We start from the raw sequence: 21,956 nt of genomic DNA, 5'->3' as shown, positions 1-21,956 counted from the left end.
GCTATTCTCGCGCCCATGAAAACTCATCTCCCCCTCAGTCTGATTGCCGCCCTTGGTGAAAACCGTGTGATTGGCGTCGACAATTCCATGCCGTGGCATCTGCCTGCGGATTTCAAATACTTCAAGGCGAACACCTTGGGTAAGCCGATCATCATGGGTCGCAAGACTTGGGATTCACTCGGTCGGCCATTGCCGGGACGGTTGAACCTAGTGGTCAGTCGGCAGGCCGATTTACAGCCTGAAGGCGCGGAAGTATTTGCTTCGCTGGACGCTGCTGTTGTACGTGCCGAGCAATGGGCGCGGGAGCAGGGCGCCGATGAAGTAATGCTGATCGGCGGAGCGCAGTTATATGCGCAAGGCTTGGAGCAGGCGGACCGACTGTACCTGACCCGCGTTGCACTAAGCCCCGACGGTGATGCGTTGTTTCCCGAGTTCGATATGGCGCAATGGGCGCTAGTCTCGAATAACCAACACCCAGCGCTAGATGACAAACCGGCCTACAGTTTTGAAGTATGGGAACGCACTAAGGCCTGACTAAAAACCTGTACAGGAACGTGGGTCGCTTTCAAACCCTGTGTCGCGATTGTTATCAACATGACGCCGTCGGAACAAAAGTAGTCGCGGGTAAACCTGATATGTCATGAGATTTTGTTACGGTCGGTACTTAATTAAAAAAAGGGGACGCCGTTATGAAACTCGTGCCGAAACTGCTTGCTGCCGCACTAACGTTGGGAATTGCCAGCCACGCGTTTGCCACCGAATTGACCCATTGGCCTGCCGCTCAGGCCAAGCAGCTCAATGCCATGATCGAGGCCAACGCCAACAAGGGTAACTTCGCCGTATTCGACATGGACAACACCAGCTATCGCTACGATCTGGAAGAGGCGCTGCTGCCGTACATGGAAAACAAAGGGCTGATCACCCGCGAAACCCTTGACCCTTCCCTTAAGCTGATCCCCTTCAAGGACACGGCTGACCACAAAGAAAGCCTGTTCAGCTATTACTACCGACTGTGCGAAGTCGATGACATGGTCTGCTATCCGTGGGTCGCCCAGGTGTTTTCCGGGTTTACCCTGACCGAACTCAAAGGCTATGTCGATGAACTGATGGCGTCCGGCAAACCGGTACCCAGCACCTACTACGACGGCGACACGGTCAAGACCATCAATGTCGAACCGCCAAAGGTCTTCACCGGGCAGGCTGAGCTGTACAACAAGCTGATGGAAAATGGCATTGAGGTCTACGTCATGACGGCCGCTTCTGAGGAGCTGGTGCGCATGGTCGCGTCGGATCCCAAGTACGGCTATAACGTCAAACCGCAAAACGTCATTGGCGTGACCACCCTGCTGAAAAATCGCAAGACTGGCGAGCTGACGACGGCACGCAAGCAGATCACAGCGGGCAAATATGACCAGAAGGCCAACATGGGCCTGGAGCTAACCCCATACCTATGGACCCCAGCGACTTGGATGGCGGGAAAGCAGGCGGCGATTCTGACCTACATCGATCAGTGGAAAAAACCGGTGCTGGTGGGCGGCGATACTCCGTCGAGCGACGGCTACATGCTGTTCCACAGCGTTGACGTGGCCAAAGGTGGCGTTCACCTGTGGGTCAACCGCAAAGACAAGTACATGACCCAACTCAACGGCATGATGAAATCCAACGCACAAGCCCAAGCCAAAGAAGGCCTGGCGGTGACGGCGGACAAGAATTGGGTGATTGTGAAGCCGCAAGAGATTCAGTAAAGGCTTTGAAGGGCGCGGTGTATCAATGGCAACGCGTCGCTTCATTCGCAGGCAAGCCTGCTCCCACAAATTGAATGTCAGGCACAAACTATGTGTCCGGTCCAAATGCTGTGGGAGCAGGCTTGCCTGGGAATGGCCGGTTGCGTTTAAGGCATCAACTTATCAAGCATCGCTTTGTCGCGGACCGCGCCTTTGTCAGCGCTGGTGGCGAGCAGGGCGTAGGCTTTCAATGCTGTGGTTACTTTGCGCGGGCGCTTTTCAACCGGCTTCCAACCTTTAGCGTCTTGCTCAGCACGACGGCCTGCCATTTCTTCATCGCTGATCAACAGGTTGACCCCGCGGTTGGGAATGTCGATCAGCACTTTATCGCCATCACGTACCAAACCAATCGCGCCGCCTGCTGCTGCTTCTGGTGAGGCGTGGCCGATGGAAAGACCCGACGTGCCTCCCGAGAAACGACCGTCAGTCAGTAACGCGCAAGCTTTACCCAGGCCTTTTGATTTCAGGTATGACGTTGGGTAAAGCATTTCCTGCATGCCTGGACCGCCTTTCGGGCCTTCGTAACGAATGATCACGATGTCGCCGGCCTTCACCTCGTCAGCCAAAATGCCGCGAACAGCGCTGTCTTGGCTTTCGAAGATTTTTGCGGTGCCTTCGAACACATGGACCGACTCGTCAACGCCTGCGGTTTTTACGACGCAACCATCCAGCGCGATGTTGCCGTACAGCACGGCCAAGCCGCCTTCCTGCGAGTAAGCGTGCTCGACGCTACGGATACAGCCGTTTTCACGGTCGTCATCCAGGGTTTCCCAACGGGTCGACTGGCTAAAAGCCGTCTGCGTCGGAATGCCGGCCGGGCCCGCTTTGAAGAAAGTGTGTACGGCTTCATCGTCAGTTTGGGTGATGTCCCATTTGGCGATGCCTTCGGCAAGCGTCTTGCTGTGTACGGTGGGCAGGTCCGTGTGCAGCAGACCGCCACGGGCCAATTCACCGAGGATGCTGAAAATTCCCCCGGCGCGGTGCACGTCTTCCATGTGGTACTTCTGGATGTTCGGCGCGACCTTGCACAGCTGAGGCACTTTGCGCGACAGGCGGTCAATGTCCTTCAGGTCGAAGTCGATTTCTGCTTCCTGCGCCGAGGCCAGCAAATGCAGGATGGTGTTGGTCGAGCCGCCCATGGCGATGTCCAGCGTCATCGCGTTTTCAAACGCTTTGAAGTTGGCGATATTGCGCGGCAGAACCGACTCATCATTTTCGTTGTAGTACTGACGGCACAGGTCAACGATGGTCCGGCCAGCTTGCAGGAACAACTGTTCGCGGTCGCTGTGGGTCGCCAGTTGCGAGCCGTTGCCTGGCAGTGCAAGGCCAAGGGCTTCGGTCAGGCAGTTCATCGAGTTAGCGGTGAACATGCCTGAGCACGAACCGCACGTCGGGCAAGCGCTGCGCTCGTATTCAGCCACCTTCTCATCGCTGGCGCTGGGGTCGGCGGCAATTACCATCGCATCGACCAAATCCAGACCGTGGGCTGACAATTTGGTCTTGCCGGCTTCCATCGGTCCACCGGAGACGAAAATCACCGGAATGTTAAGGCGCAAGGCAGCCATCAACATCCCAGGGGTGATTTTGTCGCAGTTGGAAATGCAGACAATGGCGTCGGCACAATGGGCGTTAACCATGTACTCCACGGAGTCGGCGATGATCTCGCGGCTCGGCAGGGAATACAGCATGCCGTCGTGGCCCATGGCGATGCCGTCATCCACCGCAATGGTGTTGAATTCCTTGGCAACGCCACCGGCGCGTTCGATTTCACGCGCGACCAATTGGCCCATGTCTTTCAAATGCACATGGCCGGGCACGAACTGGGTGAACGAGTTAGCGATGGCGATAATCGGTTTTTTGAAGTCGGCGTCTTTCATACCGGTGGCACGCCACAATGCGCGGGCACCGGCCATGTTGCGGCCGTGGGTGGACGTTTTTGAGCGGTAATCAGGCATGGGGCACTCCGGCAAATCAGGTATCAAAGGGGGAGAGAGCTTCTACTGACGTCGCGAACATCCGGCAGTGACCGGAAATTGCGATGAAACCGACAACGCCACGGGATCGCCGCGCGCTCGGCCTGAGCTCATAAACCCGCCGGGGGATGACTGGCGATGAATAGAAGCGATTCTACACCTGTGGTGGCTTGAGGGAATGCTAAAGGTCGGGAGGCAGACACAGAACAGTTTGTTTGCATCTCCAGAGCGCGGCCATCAAACCCAACCATCTTTACGCTTACGGCCGCGGGTCATTGCGGGAATGATCAGGCCGAGGAGCAACCCGGCACCGGCGATGCTGCCGCCGTAGGCCATGTAGCGCATCAATACCTGATTGTTCTCGTCACCCATCTTGGCTTGGGTGCTGCGAAGTTCGGACTGCGCGTCGGTCAGTTGCGCGTTGAGGTCCTTGCTGCGGGCTTCGAGTTCATCGATAAGTTTCTTGCGGGTGTCGAGGGTCTCTTGCATGCCCTGAATACGGGCCTTCCAACTGTCGTCGATGGTTTTCAACTGGCCAGTAAGGTCGGCTACTTGCTGAACCAGCTGCGGCAAGCGTTCGGCTTGGCCGGGTACGGCTTGCAGGTCGGCGCTGGGAATCCATACGGTGCCGCCGCCTTCGCCACGCACTTGGCTGTATTCGCCTTGGGTGTTGATCAGCTCAACTTTACGACCGGATTTGAGCGTACCGACGATGCGGTAACCATCGGTTGGGCCAGCGCGCACGTAGGTATTGAGGTTGTCGCTAACCCAGCGGTCAGTGGTTTTGGCGTCTTCAGCCTGCGCCATGCCACAGAGCCCGAGCAATGTGCCAAACAAGCTGGCACCTAAGGCATATCGTTGACGGGAAATGAGTGTAGAAAGATGACGAAACATAGGCATGGTTATCTTTGGTTGGAGAAAAGATAAGGGCGCCGATGGACGGGCCGGTCACGAAGGGGAATTCGGTAGTAAGACCCGCTTAGCCCCAACAAAGACCCGACAAATTGTTTCAAGTTCATTTCGACCTGATGTGTGGACGGGCCATCTACACACCTTGGTGGCACGAGCGTACGTACTACGGGACAACGCGGTATGGACAAACCGCGTCGTACGCCTCGCCAACAAGTTGGCTCTTATCAAGCTACTTTGTAATCTTTTAAAAACAATGGGTTGGCGCTGTATTTTGTGTGTATATCCGGCATTTTTGGTTGCTGAAAGTAGGGTTTCGCTTTTACAGCGAGGAACCTTTTTCAAACGCCCAAAAAGGTCCCGCCAAAAGGGCTTGCCCCACCATGCGGGCCCTCGCTTAGGCTCGGTCTTCCCTCACTCCGGCGTTGCTCCGGGGGTCGCCGTGAGCGGCCGTCCCTGGCCGCGCACGGCTTACTCGGCATCCTTGCCTCGTCACCCCCTGCGCAACGCCTGCGTTCGGCCGCATGGTTTCACGGGGCCTCTTTCCGTAATTTGATATTCAATTCACGGGCGATCTACAGGCAGGCGACCATCTGTAGCCAACTTGTTGGCGAAGGTCCTTCGGACCTATCGCAGCCTTCGGCAGCTCCTACAGAAATCTGTGCGGCGCCAAAACTGTGGGACCGAATTTATTCGGGAAGGCTTCCGTCCTGACACGCTGCAATCTCGAAGCACACAAAGTGCTTCCCAGTTTGCTGCGCGACAGCGCAGCGTCGAAGACGTGGCGGTCCCTCCTACAGAACGCTCGTTATCAGCTATTCGGCAACAACCGGCACGTAATGCTTTTGATGTACCGCGTTTCTGCGATAGCCGGGTGAACCGGATGATCCGGGCCTTGGCCGCCGCGTTCCAGCAGTTGGATGTTGCGATCCAAATGGCGGGCGCTGGTCAGGAGGATGTTTTGCAGGTCATCTTCCGGCAGGTGCATGGAACACGAGGCGCTGATCAAGATTCCGTCTTTGCTGAGCAGGCGCATGGCTTGCTCGTTCAAGCGGCGGTAAGCACCTTCGCCATTTTTCATGTCTTTTTTGCGTTTGATGAAGGCCGGTGGGTCTGCAACGATGACGTCGAAACGCTCTTCGCTGTTTTTCAGTTCCTTCAGGGCTTCAAACACGTCGCCTTCGATGCAGGTGATTTTGTCAGCAAAGCCGTTCAGCGTTGCGTTGCGCTCAACACCGTCCAAGGCAAAGGCTGAAGCGTCAACGCAGAAAACATCGCTGGCACCGAATGCTGCTGCTTGCACGCCCCAGCCGCCGATGTAGCTGTATAGGTCCAGTACGCGTTTGCCTTTGACGTACGGGGCGATGCGCGCACGGTTCATGCGGTGATCGTAGAACCAGCCGGTTTTTTGCCCGGCAATGACCGGTGCTTCAAACTTCACACCGTTCTCTTCCAGTGCAACCCACTCCGGCACCAGGCCAAACGCGGTTTCCACGTAGCGGGTCAGGCCTTCGGCGTCGCGTGCGGCGGAGTCATTCTTGAACAGAATGCCGCTTGGCTTGACCACCTGAACCAAGGCCGCAATCAAATCGTCCTTATGATTTTCCATGGTGGCGGAAGCCAGCTGCACCACCAGGATGTCGCCGAAACGGTCAACGACCAAGCCTGGCAACAGGTCGGAATCACCAAATACCAAGCGGTAATAAGGCTTGTCGAACAGACGGTCACGCAGGGACAGAGCGACGTTCAGGCGATGCACCAGCAACGACTTATCCAGTTGCACCTTGATATCGCGGGATACAAGACGCGCGCAGATCAGGTTGTTGGGGCTCATGGCAACGATGCCCAGTGGCTTGCCGCCAGCGGCTTCCAACTGTGCTTGATCGCCTGCAGCAAAGCCGCTGAGTGGGGTGGCGGCTACGTCGATTTCATTGCTGTAGACCCACAAGTGACCGTTGCGCAAGCGACGGTCGGCGTTGGCTTTGAGGCGCAAGCTAGGCAGGGACATGACGTCGCTCCTGAAAAAAGAGCGAGATTATAACGCGTGATCCCGACTCAGGGCCGGGATCACGGTAATTAACTCGTTCGCGCCCAATTATGCCGACAGGGCCTGAATCAGCTCACGGTTAAACGCTGGAATATCGTCGGGCTGGCGGCTGCTGATCCACTGCCCATCCTTGACCACTTCTTTATCAACCCAGTTAGCACCTGCATTGATCAGGTCGTCCTTCAGGGTCTTATAGCTGGTCATGGTTTTCCCTTTAACCAGGCCGGCGGATACCAACAGCCAGCCGCCGTGACAAATTACTGCAATCGGTTTGCCTGCCGAATCAGCTTTTTTGACGATCTGTTGGGCATCGACATCAACCCTAATCGTGTCGGAGTTCTGAACGCCGCCCGGCAGCACAACGGCGTCGTATTGATCAATATTCGCTGACTTAAAGGTCAGATTGACCTTGAAGTCGTCAGCCGGTTTGTCATGGTTCCAGCCTTTTACCTGCCCTTCCTTGGTCGACAGGATTTCGACTTTTGCGCCTGCTTGCTCCAGCGCATCTTTAGGGCCGGTCAATTCGGCCTGCTCGAAACCATCGGTGACTAATATTGCGATGCGCTTACCACTCAGGGTGTTGGACATGGTTCTTTCCTCGTTTTATGGCAGTGATCGTTAGTCCTGAGCTAACGTGATGGCTATTTTGCGTTCGTTGAACGAACCCTCAGTCATCACACTGTCCGAAGCATCTCTTTGGTCAAAGTTCCTGCCTTGTGCGCCAGCGGTTGTCGACTAAATCCGTGATGGGGTTAGAATCGCCGCCTAGTCAAGAGTACGTATTTATGTCACCAGAGCTTACCTCCGAGCAGATCCGACAGGCCCTGCAAGGAATCAGCGTGCCGCCCCAGCCGCAAATCATGGTGGATTTGCAGATGGAGCAGTACATGCCCGATCCAGATTTGGGCACGATTGCGCGGTTGATTGCGCAAGATCCGGGCTTATCCGGAGCGTTGTTGAAAATTGTTAATTCACCGTATTACGGCCTGACCGATAAAATCGCCTCGATTGACCGCGCCGTGAACTTGCTGGGCAGCCGTTCGATCATCAATCTCATTAACGCCCAGTCGATCCGGGGCGAGATGTCCGACGAAACCATCGTCACCCTGAATCGTTTTTGGGACACTGCCCAAGACGTTGCGATGACCAGCCTGACCGTGGCCAAACGCATCGGATCGGAAACGGTAGATGAAGCTTATGCGCTGGGGCTTTTTCACGATTGCGGCATCCCGCTGATGCTCAAACGCTTCCCCAATTACATGAAAGTGCTGGAAGACGCCTATGCCAAAGCAGGCCCTACCTGCCGTGTGGTGGACACCGAGAACGCCGCGTTCAATACCAACCATGCGGTGGTCGGCTACTTCACTGCCAAGTCGTGGCGCCTGCCTGAATTTGTCACCAACGCCATCGCCAACCATCACAACGCTCTGGCGATTTTTCAGGATGACACCGGGCGCAATAGCCAGTTGAAGAACCTATTGGCCATATTGAAGATGGCCGAACACATCTGTGCGTCCTATCGGGTGCTGGGTAATCAGGGCGAAGACCACGAGTGGGACAGCATTGGCCACTTGGTCCTGGATTACGTTGGGCTGTCCGATTACGACTTTGAACACTTGAAAGAGTCCATTCGCGAGTTGAGCGTCCACTAGGTGTCGCTCCCGCTTTCTGCCTGGGTCCCTCATGCCTGAATTACCCGAAGTCGAAACCACCCGCCGAGGCATCGCGCCGCATCTGGAAGGGCAACGCGTCACTCGCGTTATAGTCCGTGATCGGCGTTTGCGCTGGCCCATTCCTGAAGACCTTGATGTGCGTTTGTCCGGGCAGCGAATTGTCCTGGTTGAGCGCCGAGCCAAATATTTGCTGATAAATGCCGAGGTCGGGACGCTAATCAGTCATTTAGGCATGTCCGGTAACTTGCGCCTGGTTGAAGCCGGCCTGCCTGCGCTCAAGCATGAACACGTTGATATCGAACTGGAATCGGGACTGGCCTTGCGCTACACCGACCCACGTCGTTTCGGCGCGATGCTCTGGAGCCTCGATCCGCACAACCACGAGTTGCTGGTCCGCCTCGGACCTGAACCGTTAACTGAACTGTTCGATGGCGAGCGTTTGTTCGAGCGGTCGAGGGGCCGATCAATGGCGGTCAAGCCGTTCATCATGGACAACGCTGTCGTGGTCGGCGTCGGGAATATCTACGCCACCGAAGCGCTGTTCGCTGCCGGAATTGATCCGCGCCGGGAAGCCAAGAGCATTTCCAAGGCGCGATACATGCGGTTGGCCGTCGAGATCAAACGGATCCTGATCCACGCCATTGAGCGCGGTGGCACCACGCTAAAAGACTTTATCGGTGGTGATGGCCAGCCCGGTTATTTTCAGCAGGAGTTATTTGTCTACGGGCGTGGATATAAACCGTGCAAGGTCTGCGGCACTGAGCTGCGGGATGTCAGGCTTGGCCAGCGGGCGAGTGTGTTTTGCCCTAAGTGCCAGACCTGAAATACCTTTAACGAAAGCAGCATGGCGGATGAAACGATATCTCACCGATGCAAGCCTTGCGAAACCGGCGCCGCTGTTTATAGTGTGCGACATTCCTACCTTAGCGCTTGAAGGATCACGCCATGAGCCCGTTTCGTACCCTTGCTGTTGCCTTAGCCTTTTTGTTTGGCTTGCAGGCGCTACCAGCGCAGGCTGAGCAAGAGCGCAGCGGTGATCCGACCTACGACATTGAAGCGCCGCCAGCCTTCGCTATGATTGGCGATTTGCTGATTGCCCGCCCTTTACTGATTGCGGCAACCGCCGTTGGTGCGGTGTTGTTTGTTGTCGCGCTACCGTTTGCCGCCGCTGGCGGTGGTATTGGCGATATGGGTAAAGCCTTGGTGGTGCAGCCCGGACAAGCAGCGTTTGCGCGCTGCCTGGGATGTACCGGCGTAGGCTACAACAAGCGCGAATAACCAACGTAAAGCGTTTACGCCTTGCTGGTCAGAATCAGGTATTTGCTCATCAAGTCGTCTTTGCTCTCAACGTGGGCTTCATCCAACGGGATGCAATCCACCGGGCAGACTTGCTGGCATTGCGGCTCATCGTAATGGCCCACGCACTCGGTACACAGGTTCGGGTTGATCACGTAGATCTCCTCACCTTGTGAAATCGCTTCGTTCGGGCACTCAGGTTCGCAGACGTCGCAATTAATGCAATCGTCGGTGATGATCAGGGACATGAAACACTCCTGCCGCGGTCGGCGCCGGGGCATAGGGAAACTAATGCGGCGAATTGTGCCGCATTAGGCATGTTTCTGCACCCTAGCGTTTGAACCGTTCGGTCAATGCTTCGGCGACGGCGGGGTGGACAAACTTAGTGATATCGCCGCCCAGCGCTGCAATTTCACGGACCAATGTCGACGAAATGAACGAATAACGCTCAGACGGGGTGAGGAACAGGCTTTCAACGTCGGGTGCCAATTGGCGGTTCATGTTCGCCAATTGAAATTCATATTCGAAATCCGACACCGCCCGCAGGCCACGCAGGAACACGTTGGCGTTCTGTTCTTTGGCGAAGTGGGCCAACAGGCTGGAAAAACCTACAACTTCGACATTGGGCAGGTGTTTGGTGACCTCGCGGGCCAGCTCCACGCGCTGTTCCAGGGAAAACAGCGGGTTTTTCTTCGGGCTGGCAGCGACAGCGATGACCACTTGATCGAACAGGCGCGAGGCGCGTTCGACCAGATCGCCATGGCCCTTGGTAATAGGGTCGAAGGTGCCTGGGTACAACACTCGGTTCATCGCGTCGTCCTGGTCGGAGTCCTTGGGGAATCGGATGGTATCGCAGCCATCCCGGTCGGCCAAGTCGGCTTATGGCTAGCGTGCGCTTTTCAGCTACCTCTGTAGGCGCCAACTCGTTGGCGAGGCGGCGTGTCAGGCGCTCCGCATCATGCCTATCGCCAACAAGTTACCTCCTACAGTTGGCTTGATTATGTCTTCAACCGCTCCGCCAACGCCGTCGCCAGCTGTGCGGTCAGCCCGTAAACCGACAGCTGTGGGTTCGCGCCGATGCTGGTGGGAAATAATGAGCCGTCGTGAATCGACAGATTACTCAGCTGATGATGGCGTCCAAGGCTGTCGCACACGGCACTATGTGCTGCTTCTCCCATGGCGCAACCGCCCATCACATGGGCGCTGCCCAGCCGGGTGCGAAAGGTTTCCAGTTTCAAACCATCGATGACCGCCTTTGCTTGCGCAATATTTTTCACGTAACCGGTGTCCTCATGCAACGGCATCACCGCCTTCGCGCCGCCAGCGAATTGGATTTCGGCCATGCTCTTATAGGCACGACGGATGCCGTCCCACGCGTAGGGGGAGACTTGATAATCCAACACTGGCGTTCCGTCACCGCGCAATTGCACGCTGCCACCCACGCTGTCGGGGTGAAAGCCATCGCGCATCAGGGCCAGCATCATGTGGGTCTTGGGCAACTGAGCCATGTGTTCGGCGTTGTCCTGGCCAAAACTACCCAGCAGGGTGGTTGCCAGTGCGGGTTGTAGAGGTGGCACTTCGAGTTTGTAGGACATCTGCCCGGTGGTGCCGTCGAGCCACTGGAAATGGTCGGAATAGATCGACTGAGGTGCGCCGTAAAACGGATTGATAACCCGGTCAAACTGCGCCGCAGAAAAGCTCGTCAAGTGCAGAAAAGTCCGTTTGCCGACCCGATTATGGGGATCGGGCGCCTCAGAGCGCATCAGCAATGCCGGGCTGTTGATGCCGCCACCGGCCAACACATAATGCTTGGCGTTGACCGTGATACTGCGACCGTTGGGCGTCACGCAGCGCTCATCCATGCCCAGGCATTGCAAGCCGACCACCTTGTCGCCCTTGATCATCAGTGACTCGGCCCGCGCCAGGTAAAGCAGTTCACCGCCCTTGTCCAACGTGGCGGGAATGGTCGTGACCAGCATCGATTGCTTGGCATTGGTCGGGCAGCCCATGCCGCAGTAACCCAGATTCCAGCACCCGCGAACATTGCGCGCAATGACCTTCCAGCTATAACCGAGCTGGTGGCAACCCTCGCGGATCACATCATTATTGGCGTTTGGCGGCATGGCCCAGGGCGCGACACCCAGCCGCTGCTCCATCCTGTCGAACCACGGCGCCATTTGCGCAGCACTGTGGCCTTCGACAGCGTGTTGGTCCGCCCAATGAGTCAGCGTTGGCTCTGGCGTGCGAAAACTCGAGGTCCAGTTCACCAGCGTGCTGCCACCCACGGCGCGGCCCTGAAGGATGGTGATCGCGCCGTTCTTGCTCATCCGGCCAAGACCTTCTTGATACAGCGTGGAATAGGCCTGCTCTTCAAGCATCTTGAAATCGCTGCTGGTTTTGAGTGGGCCTTCTTCAACCAGCAATACCTTGTAGCCGGCGGCGCTGAGAATCTCTGCCGTCGTCCCTCCACCGGCGCCACTGCCGATGACCACTACGTCGGCCTCAAGCGTCAGGTCTTTCTCCAGCCGCGCACCGTTGTAGGCTTTCCAGCCACGGGCGAGGCCTTCTCGAAACATGTCAGGTACCGGCATAAAACCTCAGTTCTTATTGTTATTAACAGGCTGGTCAAACGGTCGGCGGGCCGGGGTATCCGCAGTGCGCCCATGATTGCGTTCGGCTGTACCACGCCATCATCACCAGTTGCAGCAAGGCGTTATGGCCCATGCGCAAAAGGCTAAGCGAGCTGTTATCCCAACGATCAAGAAAGCTCCTGATTTGCTCCGGGCTCGCGTTGACCCAGCGTCCCCAAATACCGGTTAACGGTGCACGCGTCACCGGCAACGCTAAAACATCGAACAGTTGCTGAGTCAGCTTCTGCACTTCAGGCGAAAGCCCATGCAGGCTGGCATCAATGTTTTTTAACGTTCCTGCGACGGCATCCTGTATTGAAACGGCGCCGAGGCTGCCTTCCAGCATCACCGGGATCAGCGCGCGTAGAAACGGCAAATCGCTGTCGCGCAGCACGTTAAAATCGCTGGCGGGCACGCTGGCTGAGCAGCCGCTCAGGCTTGCGGCGAGCCCGGCCGTGGACAAAAAAGCGCCCGCACACAGGCCGACTTTCAGTGCACTACGCCGCGACAATCCGAGGCTTTCAGGGCTATTCATTTTTAGTCGTGGACCTTTAGTTTCAGGAGCCTGATCAGCGAACAAACAGTTTGTAGATCAGCCGTTGAATCGCCTTCCCATACGGCGGATAGATCACCCGTGCGGCGTTAAAGCGTTGTTTGACGAACACACCCTTGGCCTTACTGAACGTTAGAAAACCTTCATGACCATGGTAGTGACCCATGCCCGAAGCACCGATGCCGCCGAACGGCATGTCATCCTGAGCGACGTGCAACAACGTGTCGTTCAGGCAGACGCCACCGGAATGTGTCTGCTCCAATACCCGCTGTTGCTCAGCTTTGTTGTATCCAAAGTAGTACAACGCCAGCGGGCGTGGTCGCTGATTGATGTAGGCAAACGCTTGGTCGATACGGCCGTAGGGCACGATGGGCAAAATCGGACCGAAGATTTCATCCTGCATCACCGTCATGTCGTCGCTGACGTTGAGCAATACGCTGAACGGCATGCGTCGACCTTGGCTTTCGTTGAACAGCGAAATCACGTTTGCGCCTTTGCTGCTGGCGTCGGTCAGGTAGCTACTAAGCCGTGCGAGCTGACGGTCATTGATGATTGCGGTGTAGTCCGGGTTGTCAGCCAGGGTCGGGTAAAAATTGTGGATCGCCTGGCGATAGGCTTCGACAAAGGCATCGACTCGATCTTCCGGAACCAGCACGTAATCCGGCGCAACGCAGGTTTGCCCGGCGTTCAGAGTTTTGCCGAAGGCGATCCGTTCAGCCGCATCCTTGAGTGGCACGTCATGGGAAACGATGGCCGGGGATTTTCCGCCCAGTTCCAAGGTGACCGGTGTCAGGTTTTCAGCTGCCGCGCGCATCACATGCTTGCCAACGCTGGTGGCGCCAGTGAACAACAAATGGTTAAACGGCAGCTTCGAAAAGGCCATGCCGACTTCAGCTTCGCCCAACACCACCGTCACCAAGTCCTCGGGAAAGACCTGGCCCAACAACCGCTTGAGTAACTGACCGGTGGCTGGCGTGGATTCGCTGAGCTTGAGCATCACCCGGTTACCCGCCGATAACGCCCCAACCAGCGGCCCAATGGCGAGAAACAGCGGGTAATTCCACGGCACAATAATCCCGATAACTCCCAGCGGCTGATATACCACCTTGGCCGAGGCGGGTTGAAACGCCATGCCGACACTGCGTCGAGACGGCTTCATCCAGCGCTTCAAGTGTTTGCTGGCGTAATGAATGCCCAACAGACTCGGCATCAACTCCGCCAACAGCGTTTCGTCGGCGCTGCGGTGGCTGAAATCACTGCTGATGGCGTCGATCAACGCCTGCCTCTCATCGCTCAGCAACGTGCGCAAAGTCTTCAGCCATTGCTGGCGCTGACCTGCAGTCGGCATCGGATTGGCCGCGAAGGCCTGACGCTGGACGTTGAAGCGCTGATCAAGGTCGGTGGCGGTGTGTTCAGACGCTTGCAAATAGGCGAGTTCGGCGGGCATGGTCGTGGCTCTTTTTAGCGTTGTGCTGTGGTTTTAGAGTCATAACTCTATAAAGTCAAATACAAACATGCCCTCTGTAGTATGCAAGGTGTGGGCGAGGGTATTTACGCGGCGACTCGTGAGCCGCTTCGCCAACACGTTGGCTCCAGAGATTCTGTGTGGGGTATGCCATTCTCGGTTGCGTTAAGATCCGGCTCATTCCCGCCTACCCGAGTTGAACATGGCCCCGCGTATCAAAACCCGTGAGCGCATCGTTGATATCAGTCTGGAGCTGTTCAATCAGCAGGGTGAGCGCAGCGTCAGCACCAACCATATTGCGGCGCACATGGAGATTTCTCCGGGCAATCTGTATTACCACTTCCCCAACAAACAGGCGATTATTGCCGAGTTGTTCGCCGCGTATGAAACGCTGGTGGACACCTTTTTACGTCTGCCAAAAGGCCGTTTGCCCGGCCTGGATGACAAGCGGTTTTACCTGTTTGAGCTGCTTGACGGCATGTGGCGCTATCGGTTTTTGCACCGCGACCTGGAGCATTTTCTCGACGCCGATCCAGAGTTGGCCGCGCGTTATAGGCGGTTTTCTCAGCGCTGCATGGTTCACGGCATGGCGATTTATGGCGGGTTTGTCGAAGCCGGCATTCTGCAGATGGACAAAGTGCAGATTGAATCGCTGACCCTGAACGTCTGGATTATCCTCACCTCGTGGGTGCGCTTTCTATGCACCACAACCGAAAACGCCACGCGGCTCAGTGAGGAAGCCCTGCGCCGAGGCGTTTACCAAGTGTTGATGTTGGAGTTGGGTTACGTCACGCCACACGCACGCGGTGCGGTGAATGCATTGTGCGAAGAATTTTATGTGCCGTTGAGCCGGGCGCTGCAAGAAATGAGCTGATGCCTGGGTTTGAATCAACTTTTTCCATAGAGGAGCCTGTCATGTCTATTGCGCAATTGATCAGCCCGGAACAACTGGCTGCCCGCCTGGGGGAACCAGGGTTGGTGATTCTGGATTGCCGCTTCGCCTTGGAAGACCCGGAATATGGCCACAGCAGCTATGCCGAAGGGCATATTGCCGGTGCGCTGTTTGCAGATCTGGAACGTGACTTTAGCGGTTCGGTGATTAAGGGTGTGACCGGCCGGCATCCGTTGCCGAGCCCGGCTGATTTGACCCGGCGCTTGCAGGCGTGGGGCGTTAATCAGGACAGCGACATCGTGCTTTACGACGATGCTCCCGGTGCATTCGCCGCGCGGGGCTGGTGGCTGTTGGCATGGCTGGGCAAGCGCGATGGCGTGTATTTACTCGATGGCGGATTGAAAGCCTGGCATGCGGCGGGTCAAAAACTCAGTCTGGATGTGCCCGACGTTCAAAAGGGAGCGTTCGCCGGGCATGCAGACGAGTCGTTGCTAGTAAGCGCAGAAGCGTTGCAAGCGCGTTTGGGCCAGCCGGAAATGACGTTAATCGATGCTCGCGCCGAACCGCGTTTCCGGGGTGAGGTTGAGCCGATTGACCCCGTCGCCGGGCATATCCCCGGCGCAGTGTGTGCCGCGTTCAACGAAAACCTCGGCCCGGACTCTCGCTTTCTCCCGGCAGCACAACTCAAGCAGCGTTTTGCGGCAAAACTGGAAGACCGCTCACCCGACGATCTGGTGGCGTATTGCGGTTCAGGGGTAACGGCGTGCCAAAACCTCTTTGCACTGAGCTTGGCCGGCTATCCACTGGGCAAGCTGTACGCCGGATCGTGGAGCGAGTGGATTACCGACCCAACCCATGAAATCACCACGGGGGCGTGATCAACACAACCGCCTCCCTCTGAGAGCCAACAAGTTGGCTCCTTGGTGCTGTTAAATCTGCCCCAGCGCCCAGCGCAGCAGGAAGAACACCAACAATCCGCCGCCAATCGTGGCCAGTAAATTTCGGCTGAGGGCGGCGATGGCGATGGTGGCTAATCCTGCCAGCAAGAACGCGTTGTTCAGGGTCAGCTGCCAATGCTCGCCGTCGGGCAGCAGCATGCCGGGCACCACGATCGCGGTGAGCACGGCGGTTGGCACGTAGTGCAGTCCTTGGCGAACCACCGGCGGGAAGCGTAAGTTCGGCCAGGCGAAGAGGCTGTAGCGCATCAAAAAGGTGATCGCCGTCATGCCGAAAATCAGCCACCAATAACTCATGAGTGCACCTCGTGGCTCGACGACCCGGTCACATCGGTGCGCCGACGTTCCAACAGCACGCCCATCGCAATCCCGCTGAAGGCCGCTGCCATCAATCCGAGTTTGTACGGCCAGGCATGGGTCATAAGGGCTACCGCGCCTGCCGCCAGCGCTGCCGCCACTTGCGGTCGGTTGCGCAACAGGGGCACGACGATGCCAATGAAGGTCGCGAGCATGGCGAACTCCAATCCCCAACTCGCCATGTTCGGGACGGCTTCGCCAAACAAAACCCCGACCAATGAGCTGCCGACCCAGCAGGCATACAACGCGCTGGCGACCCCCAGCCAATACCAGTGGGCGAGCGCTGAACGCCCGTGCACCAGGTAATAGCGATGAACCACCGCGAAGGTTTCATCGGTCAACCAAAACGCCAACAACACACGCCAGCGCTGGGGTAATTCGTTGACCTGCGGTTGGAGGGTGGCGCTGTACAGGACGTGGCGAAGGTTGACGATGAAGGTGGTCAGCAAAATCACCACACCGCTGGCGCCTGCGCCCATGAGGCTAACGACGATGAATTGCGCGGAACCGGCATAGACGAACAGCGACATGCCGACCGCCTGCCACAGCGACAAACCGCCTGCACCGGCCAGCGTACCGAAGATAATGCCAAAGGGCGCAATGCCGACCAGCATCGGAACGCTGTCGCGAAGGCCTCTGGAAAACAGTTGATAGCGGGACATGGGTCTCTCCTTGAGCCGGCATCTTAGGCGGTCAGGAAAAACGTGTCTCGAACGATTGTGCAGTTAAATTAATGAGCCGCTTGAGAACCCACGCCATGGGCCGTGCTCAACCACGACGGAATGCGCCGTTCGAGGTAATAGCTCGGGTTTCTCAGCGAACCCTCGACGAACCCGACATGTCCGCCTCGGGCTTGAAGCTCGAAGTGTGTGCTCGACGACAGTTCGTCGGGGTCTGGCAGGCTGTGAAGAAACACGAAGGGGTCATCGGCCGCGTGAATAATCAGCGTGGGCGTGCGAATTTCTCCCAAGAAATAGCGGCTCGAAGCGCGGCGGTAATAGTCTTGGGCATCGACAAACCCGTGCAATGGCGCCGTGACCCGGCCATCGAAATCCCAGAACGTGCGCATATTCTCCAGTGAACCCAATGCTGAAAGCTCTGCCAATCCTTCGCTGAGTCCCTCGTGCTGGAAACGCCGCTGTTTGTCTCGGATGTAGGCGACCATCTCGCGCATGAAGTGCGCCTGGTAGACCTTGGAAAAACCTTGGCCGATCCGATCGGCGCTTTGATCCAGACGAAACGGTACTGAGACCGCCACGGCGCCTTGTAACTCGCTGTTTACGCCTTCTTCCCCGAGGTATTTGAGCAAGACGTTGCCACCGAGGGAGTAGCCGACTGCGTACAACAGCGATAATGGCCGCTTGGCACGGACATGGGCGACAACACTGGCGAGGTCCTCGCTGGCGCCGGAGTGATAGCTGCGTGGGAGCAGATTGGGTTCGCCGGAACAACCCCGCCAGTTTAAAGCGACACTGGCCCAGCCTTGCCGGGCCAACACCTGCTGCAAACCCAGTACATACAGTGAATTCGATGACCCGGTCAGGCCGTGTAATACCAATACCAGTGGAGTACCCGTTTCATTCGGGCCGTACCAATCGAGGTCGAGAAAGTCGCCATCGGCCAACCACATCCGTTCCCGCTCACGCTCGATTCGCGCTTTTTTGCGCCACAGCGGACCCCATAAGGTTTGCAGGTGGGGATTTCCCAAGCCCAAGGCGGGGATAAAGCGTTCGGTGGGCGTTGGCAAAGCAGGTCGGATAGGCACGTCATTACTCATCGGCGATTCACGGTTACTGCTTAATCGCTACGTTGCCACAACCGTGGAGCGGCGTGCGGAGGTTTATGACCAACTGCAGGAGACAGCGTGTTGGCGAGGCGGTGTGCCTGACACACTGCTTTGAGCCTCTCGCCAACGAGTTGGCTCCTACAGATAATTTCTGGGGTGACATCGAGCTTGGGGCATCCGCAAGCTCGATTACCGCTGCCACAACGCGTAATACACCTGACCCGCTTTCTTCTCGCGGTGCAGCCGCCACGTGCCGGGGACGCCGATGGTTGCCGGTGGTATCTCGCTTTCGGTGTAGACAAACGCCTCCTCGGCCAACCAATTGCGCTCTTCCAGCAGCGCGCAGGCCGCTGGCAGCAGGCCTTGGTGAAACGGCGGATCGAGAAACACCACGTCGAACTGCTCGGCAGGTTGGCCTTCCAAATGACGCAATGCATCGGTATGTACCAACTGCCCCGTCGTGCAATCAAGGGCGGTCAGATTGTGGCGCAAGCTGGCGATGGCGGCGCCGCTGGAGTCCAGGGCCAAGGCCATGCTCGCGCCACGGGACAATGCTTCCAAGTACAATGCGCCGCTGCCCGCGAATAAATCGAGTACGCGCGCGCCTTCGATAATCGGCGCCAGCCAGTTGAACAAGGTTTCACGTACGCGATCAGGCGTCGGACGCAGGCCAGGAGCGTCAGGAAAAGTCAGGCGACGGCTGCGCCATTGGCCGCCGATGATGCGAAGTTGACCCAGGCCGTTATGGCCCTTAGGTCTTGGATTAGCCATTAATGCTCCGGTACGCCAAGCGGTTGCTCGACGGGGTTATCTGTAGGGGGCGGCAAGTCTTTTTGCACGACCGTTGGGCCGGCGGTGACGATGACCATCTTGTCCGCACTCAGGTGCTTGTTCATCGCTGTTTTGACTTGCTCAACCGTGGTGCTCTGAGCTTGTTGCATGAAATCTTCGAGGAACGTCAGCGGTAAATCGTAGAAGCCGATGGCGCCCAACTGACCCACGATGTCGGCATTACTCGCCGTGGACAGTGGGAAGCTACCGGCCAATTCGCGCTTGGCGTCATCCAGCTCTTTCTGGGTCGGGCCTGTAACAAGGAAGTCTCGCACGATGCCCTGCACCAGTTTAAGCGTGTTTTCGCTGAGCTCGGCGCGGGTTTGCAAGGCGATCAAAAACGGACCTTGGACTTCCATCGGCGTGAAGCCCGACGAAACGCCATAGGTCAGGCCGCGTTTTTCACGCACTTCAGTCATCAAACGGCTGCCGAAACCACCGCCACCCAATATCGAGTTGCCCAATGTCAGCGCGACGTAGTCCGGGTCATTACGGTCGATCCCTAACTGCGCGAGCATCAAGTGGGTTTGCTTGGAGGCGAACTCAATGTGGGTTTCGCCGGCTTTGGGCGCCACAGGCTCGGTTATTTTCGGCAGTGCCGGGCCTTTCGGCAGCGCGGCGGACACCTGAGCCGCGATAGCTTCGGCTTCTGTTCGAGACAGGTCGCCCACCAGCGCGATCACCACATTGCCCGCCGCGTAGGCTTTGGCGTGAAATGCCTTCAGTTGCGCAACGGTAATCGGGGTCACGCTTTTGGCGGTGCCTTCGCTCGGGTGCGCGTAAGGGTGGTCGGCATAAAGACGTTCAAACAGTTCATTACCCGCCAGCCTGCCGGGGTTTTGTTTCTGGTATTCAAACCCGGCCAGCAACTGGTTTTTGATCCGCGCCAACGACTCCTTGGGAAACGTCGGTTTACCCACGACATCAGCAAACAGCTTTAGCGCCGGTTCGCGTTTATCCACCGCGCTCAGGCTGCGCAACGACGCTACTGCCATGTCGCGGTAGGCGCCATTGCCGAAGTCCGCGCCCAAACTGTCAAAACCTTCAGCGATGGCGCTGACATTTTTGCCGGCCACGCCTTCGTTGAGCATGGCGTTGGTCAGCACGGCGATGCCAGGAATGCCCTGGTCGTGGCTGCTGCCAGCGGCGAAGATCAGGCGCATGTCGAACATTGGCAGCTCTCGCGCCTCGACAAACAACACCTTGGTGCCTTCGGCGGTTTTCCAGGTCTGAATGTTCATCGTGCGGTGGGCTGGCGGTTTGCCGTCGAGTTCTTTCAGCGATTGCAGGGTGTAAGCCGGAGCCGCAACGTCGGGTGCCGCGTTATCGGCCTGGGCCGAGGCCGTGATGAACAGGCCCAAGACCGTGGTCAGCACGACATGCAAAGCCTTGCGCTCACTCATGTGCTTTCTCCTCAGGCAAAACGTGCGCAACGCTGAGGCGCTCGCGGGTGAAATAGGTGCGCGCAGCTTTTTGAATATCAGCTGGGGTGACGTTTTTAATTGAATCCAGTTCTTCGTCGATGAGTTTCCACGACAGGCCTACGCTTTCAAGCTCGCCGATGGTACTGGCCTGACTGCTGATCGAATCACGTTCAAACACCAGGGCGGCAATCACCTGCGCCTGAACCCGTTCCAGCTCAGCGCTGGTCGGCGGGGTGGTTTTCAATTCATCTAACAGGCGCCAGATACCGGCTTCCACATCGGCCAGAGTTTTCTTTTTCTGCACGTTAGGCGTGGCGTTGATCATGAACAGGCTGTCGCCACGGCTGAAGGCGTCGTAGCTCGACGAGGCGCCGGCCACCAGTTCCTCGCCACGCTCCAGGCGGGTGGGAATTCGGGCGCTGTAGCCGCCGTCGAGTAACGCGGAAATCAGGCGCAAAGCATTGACCGAGCGTTTGTCTTCAGCGGTGGCCATGCTTGGCACGTTGAAGCCGTAAATCAAGCTCGGCAGTTGGGTCTGCACATGCAGCGTGATTAGCCGTTCACCCGGCTCTGCCAGTTCCAGCGGAATTTTCGCAGGCGGTGTCTCGCGTCGGGGGATCGGGCCGAAATAGCGTTCAGCCAGCGCCTTCACTTCATCAGGCTGCACATCGCCTACCACCACCAGCGTGGCGTTGTTCGGGACGTACCAGGATTGGTACCAATGGCGCAGCTCGGCGACGTTCATTCGGTCCAGGTCGGCCATCCAGCCGATGGTGGGCGTGTGATAACCGCTGGCGGGGTAGGCCATGGCTTTGAAGCGTTCGAAGGCTTTCGAGGTGGGCTTGTCATCGGTGCGCAGACGACGCTCTTCCTTGATCACTTCGATTTCACGGGTGAATTGCTCGGGCGGCAGCAACAGGCTGGCCATCCGATCCGCTTCCAACTCGAAGGCCACGCCTAAGCGATCGCGGGCCAATACTTGGTAGTACGCGGTGTAATCGTCGCTGGTGAAGGCGTTTTCTTCCGCCCCGAGGTCACGCAGAATCAGCGAAGCCTGGCCGGGTCCAACGTGCTTGCTGCCTTTGAACATCATGTGTTCCAGGGCGTGGGACAAACCGGTCTGGCCAGGAGTTTCGTAGCTGGAGCCGACCTTGTACCACACCTGGGAAACCACCACGGGAGCACGGTGGTCTTCGCGTACGATGACTTTAAGGCCGTTGTCCAAGGTGAATTCATGGGTAGGTTGTGGATCTGCGGCCAGTGCTGACAAAGGCAGGCAAACCGCGCTGAACAGCAGGCCGGCAGCGCGGCGGGCGAAAGCATTCATTCGTTTTTGAACCTGTGAGGCGGCCTGCTTGAACTTAGCGTAGGCGGGCGCGG

At 57.4% G+C, this 21,956-nt stretch carries 22 protein-coding genes; 7 read left to right on the top strand and 15 right to left on the bottom strand.

Annotated features, from left to right (window positions below):
• Positions 1-15 precede the first annotated feature (15 nt).
• Positions 16-534 (top strand): dihydrofolate reductase, encoded by a 519-nt coding sequence (locus tag RHM65_RS05130; protein WP_322184426.1) that lies wholly within the window; start codon positions 16-18, stop codon positions 532-534.
• A 155-nt stretch (positions 535-689) separates the two neighbouring features.
• Positions 690-1,745: a haloacid dehalogenase-like hydrolase gene (locus RHM65_RS05125; RefSeq protein WP_322167012.1), complete on the top strand. Its 1,056-nt coding sequence runs from the start codon at positions 690-692 to the stop codon at positions 1,743-1,745.
• 146 nt (positions 1,746-1,891) lie between these two features.
• Here RHM65_RS05125 and ilvD read toward each other — a convergent pair whose 3' ends face one another.
• The 4 genes from ilvD to RHM65_RS05105 form a co-directional block, all read right to left on the bottom strand.
• The gene (gene ilvD, locus RHM65_RS05120) at positions 1,892-3,739 is read right to left on the bottom strand and encodes a dihydroxy-acid dehydratase (protein WP_322167014.1); all 1,848 of its coding nucleotides are present in this window, start codon (positions 3,737-3,739) and stop codon (positions 1,892-1,894) included.
• Positions 3,740-3,994: 255 nt separating this feature from the next.
• Entirely contained in the window at positions 3,995-4,651 is a 657-nt protein-coding gene (locus RHM65_RS05115; RefSeq protein ID WP_322185258.1) for a TIGR04211 family SH3 domain-containing protein, read from the bottom strand.
• Between the two features lie 826 nt (positions 4,652-5,477).
• On the bottom strand, positions 5,478-6,674 hold the full coding sequence (locus RHM65_RS05110) for a class I SAM-dependent rRNA methyltransferase (protein ID WP_322167015.1): 1,197 nt from the start codon (positions 6,672-6,674) through the stop codon (positions 5,478-5,480).
• An 87-nt stretch (positions 6,675-6,761) separates the two neighbouring features.
• Positions 6,762-7,301 (bottom strand): type 1 glutamine amidotransferase domain-containing protein, encoded by a 540-nt coding sequence (locus RHM65_RS05105; protein ID WP_322167016.1) that lies wholly within the window; start codon positions 7,299-7,301, stop codon positions 6,762-6,764.
• Between the two features lie 251 nt (positions 7,302-7,552).
• Here RHM65_RS05105 and RHM65_RS05100 point away from each other — a divergent pair, with 251 nt between their 5' ends.
• From RHM65_RS05100 to RHM65_RS05090, 3 genes are all read left to right on the top strand, one after another.
• The gene (locus RHM65_RS05100; RefSeq protein WP_322170628.1) at positions 7,553-8,365 is read left to right on the top strand and encodes an HDOD domain-containing protein; all 813 of its coding nucleotides are present in this window, start codon (positions 7,553-7,555) and stop codon (positions 8,363-8,365) included.
• 31 nt (positions 8,366-8,396) lie between these two features.
• A complete protein-coding gene (gene mutM / locus RHM65_RS05095; protein WP_322167017.1) occupies positions 8,397-9,209 on the top strand; it encodes a bifunctional DNA-formamidopyrimidine glycosylase/DNA-(apurinic or apyrimidinic site) lyase in 813 nt (270 codons plus the stop codon).
• Between the two features lie 122 nt (positions 9,210-9,331).
• A complete protein-coding gene (locus RHM65_RS05090; RefSeq protein ID WP_322167018.1) occupies positions 9,332-9,664 on the top strand; it encodes a multidrug transporter in 333 nt (110 codons plus the stop codon).
• A gap of 14 nt (positions 9,665-9,678) precedes the next feature.
• Here RHM65_RS05090 and RHM65_RS05085 read toward each other — a convergent pair whose 3' ends face one another.
• From RHM65_RS05085 to RHM65_RS05065, 5 genes are all read right to left on the bottom strand, one after another.
• Positions 9,679-9,930 (bottom strand): YfhL family 4Fe-4S dicluster ferredoxin, encoded by a 252-nt coding sequence (locus tag RHM65_RS05085; RefSeq protein ID WP_322167019.1) that lies wholly within the window; start codon positions 9,928-9,930, stop codon positions 9,679-9,681.
• A gap of 82 nt (positions 9,931-10,012) precedes the next feature.
• Entirely contained in the window at positions 10,013-10,492 is a 480-nt protein-coding gene (gene coaD, locus RHM65_RS05080; RefSeq protein WP_322167020.1) for a pantetheine-phosphate adenylyltransferase, read from the bottom strand.
• 188 nt (positions 10,493-10,680) lie between these two features.
• Entirely contained in the window at positions 10,681-12,273 is a 1,593-nt protein-coding gene (locus RHM65_RS05075; protein WP_322184424.1) for a GMC family oxidoreductase, read from the bottom strand.
• Positions 12,274-12,307: 34 nt separating this feature from the next.
• Positions 12,308-12,847, bottom strand: a complete 540-nt coding sequence (locus tag RHM65_RS05070; protein ID WP_322167024.1) for a twin-arginine translocation pathway signal protein — start codon at positions 12,845-12,847, stop codon at positions 12,308-12,310.
• A gap of 34 nt (positions 12,848-12,881) precedes the next feature.
• Positions 12,882-14,312, bottom strand: a complete 1,431-nt coding sequence (locus RHM65_RS05065) for a coniferyl aldehyde dehydrogenase (protein WP_322184422.1) — start codon at positions 14,310-14,312, stop codon at positions 12,882-12,884.
• A gap of 220 nt (positions 14,313-14,532) precedes the next feature.
• Here RHM65_RS05065 and RHM65_RS05060 point away from each other — a divergent pair, with 220 nt between their 5' ends.
• Positions 14,533-15,204 carry a TetR/AcrR family transcriptional regulator gene (locus RHM65_RS05060; protein WP_322167028.1) on the top strand — a complete coding sequence of 224 codons (672 nt, stop codon included), beginning with the start codon at positions 14,533-14,535 and terminating at the stop codon, positions 15,202-15,204.
• 41 nt (positions 15,205-15,245) lie between these two features.
• Complete coding sequence (locus RHM65_RS05055; RefSeq protein WP_322184420.1) at positions 15,246-16,100, top strand: sulfurtransferase; 855 nt, start codon at positions 15,246-15,248, stop codon at positions 16,098-16,100.
• Between the two features lie 51 nt (positions 16,101-16,151).
• On the opposite strand, the gene RHM65_RS05050 is transcribed toward RHM65_RS05055, so the two are convergent.
• From RHM65_RS05050 to RHM65_RS05025, 6 genes are all read right to left on the bottom strand, one after another.
• The gene (locus tag RHM65_RS05050) at positions 16,152-16,475 is read right to left on the bottom strand and encodes an AzlD domain-containing protein (protein WP_322167030.1); all 324 of its coding nucleotides are present in this window, start codon (positions 16,473-16,475) and stop codon (positions 16,152-16,154) included.
• Positions 16,472-17,197, bottom strand: a complete 726-nt coding sequence (locus RHM65_RS05045) for an AzlC family ABC transporter permease (protein WP_322167031.1) — start codon at positions 17,195-17,197, stop codon at positions 16,472-16,474. Before RHM65_RS05045 ends, RHM65_RS05050 begins: the two co-directional genes overlap by 4 nt.
• Before the next feature lie 68 nt (positions 17,198-17,265).
• Positions 17,266-18,312: a hydrolase gene (locus RHM65_RS05040; protein WP_416194748.1), complete on the bottom strand. Its 1,047-nt coding sequence runs from the start codon at positions 18,310-18,312 to the stop codon at positions 17,266-17,268.
• 198 nt (positions 18,313-18,510) lie between these two features.
• Positions 18,511-19,092, bottom strand: coding sequence for a 16S rRNA (guanine(966)-N(2))-methyltransferase RsmD (gene rsmD / locus RHM65_RS05035; protein WP_322167032.1), 582 nt, complete (start codon positions 19,090-19,092; stop codon positions 18,511-18,513).
• Entirely contained in the window at positions 19,092-20,555 is a 1,464-nt protein-coding gene (locus RHM65_RS05030; protein WP_322167033.1) for a pitrilysin family protein, read from the bottom strand. The genes rsmD and RHM65_RS05030 overlap by 1 nt, the downstream gene beginning before the upstream one ends.
• Positions 20,548-21,903, bottom strand: coding sequence for a pitrilysin family protein (locus RHM65_RS05025; RefSeq protein WP_322167034.1), 1,356 nt, complete (start codon positions 21,901-21,903; stop codon positions 20,548-20,550). Before RHM65_RS05025 ends, RHM65_RS05030 begins: the two co-directional genes overlap by 8 nt.
• Between the last annotated feature and the right edge of the window lie 53 nt (positions 21,904-21,956).

Source organism: Pseudomonas sp. CCI4.2 (assembly GCF_034350045.1).
Lineage (GTDB): Bacteria > Pseudomonadota > Gammaproteobacteria > Pseudomonadales > Pseudomonadaceae > Aquipseudomonas.
This window is presented reverse-complemented; position numbering and strand designations above follow the sequence as displayed.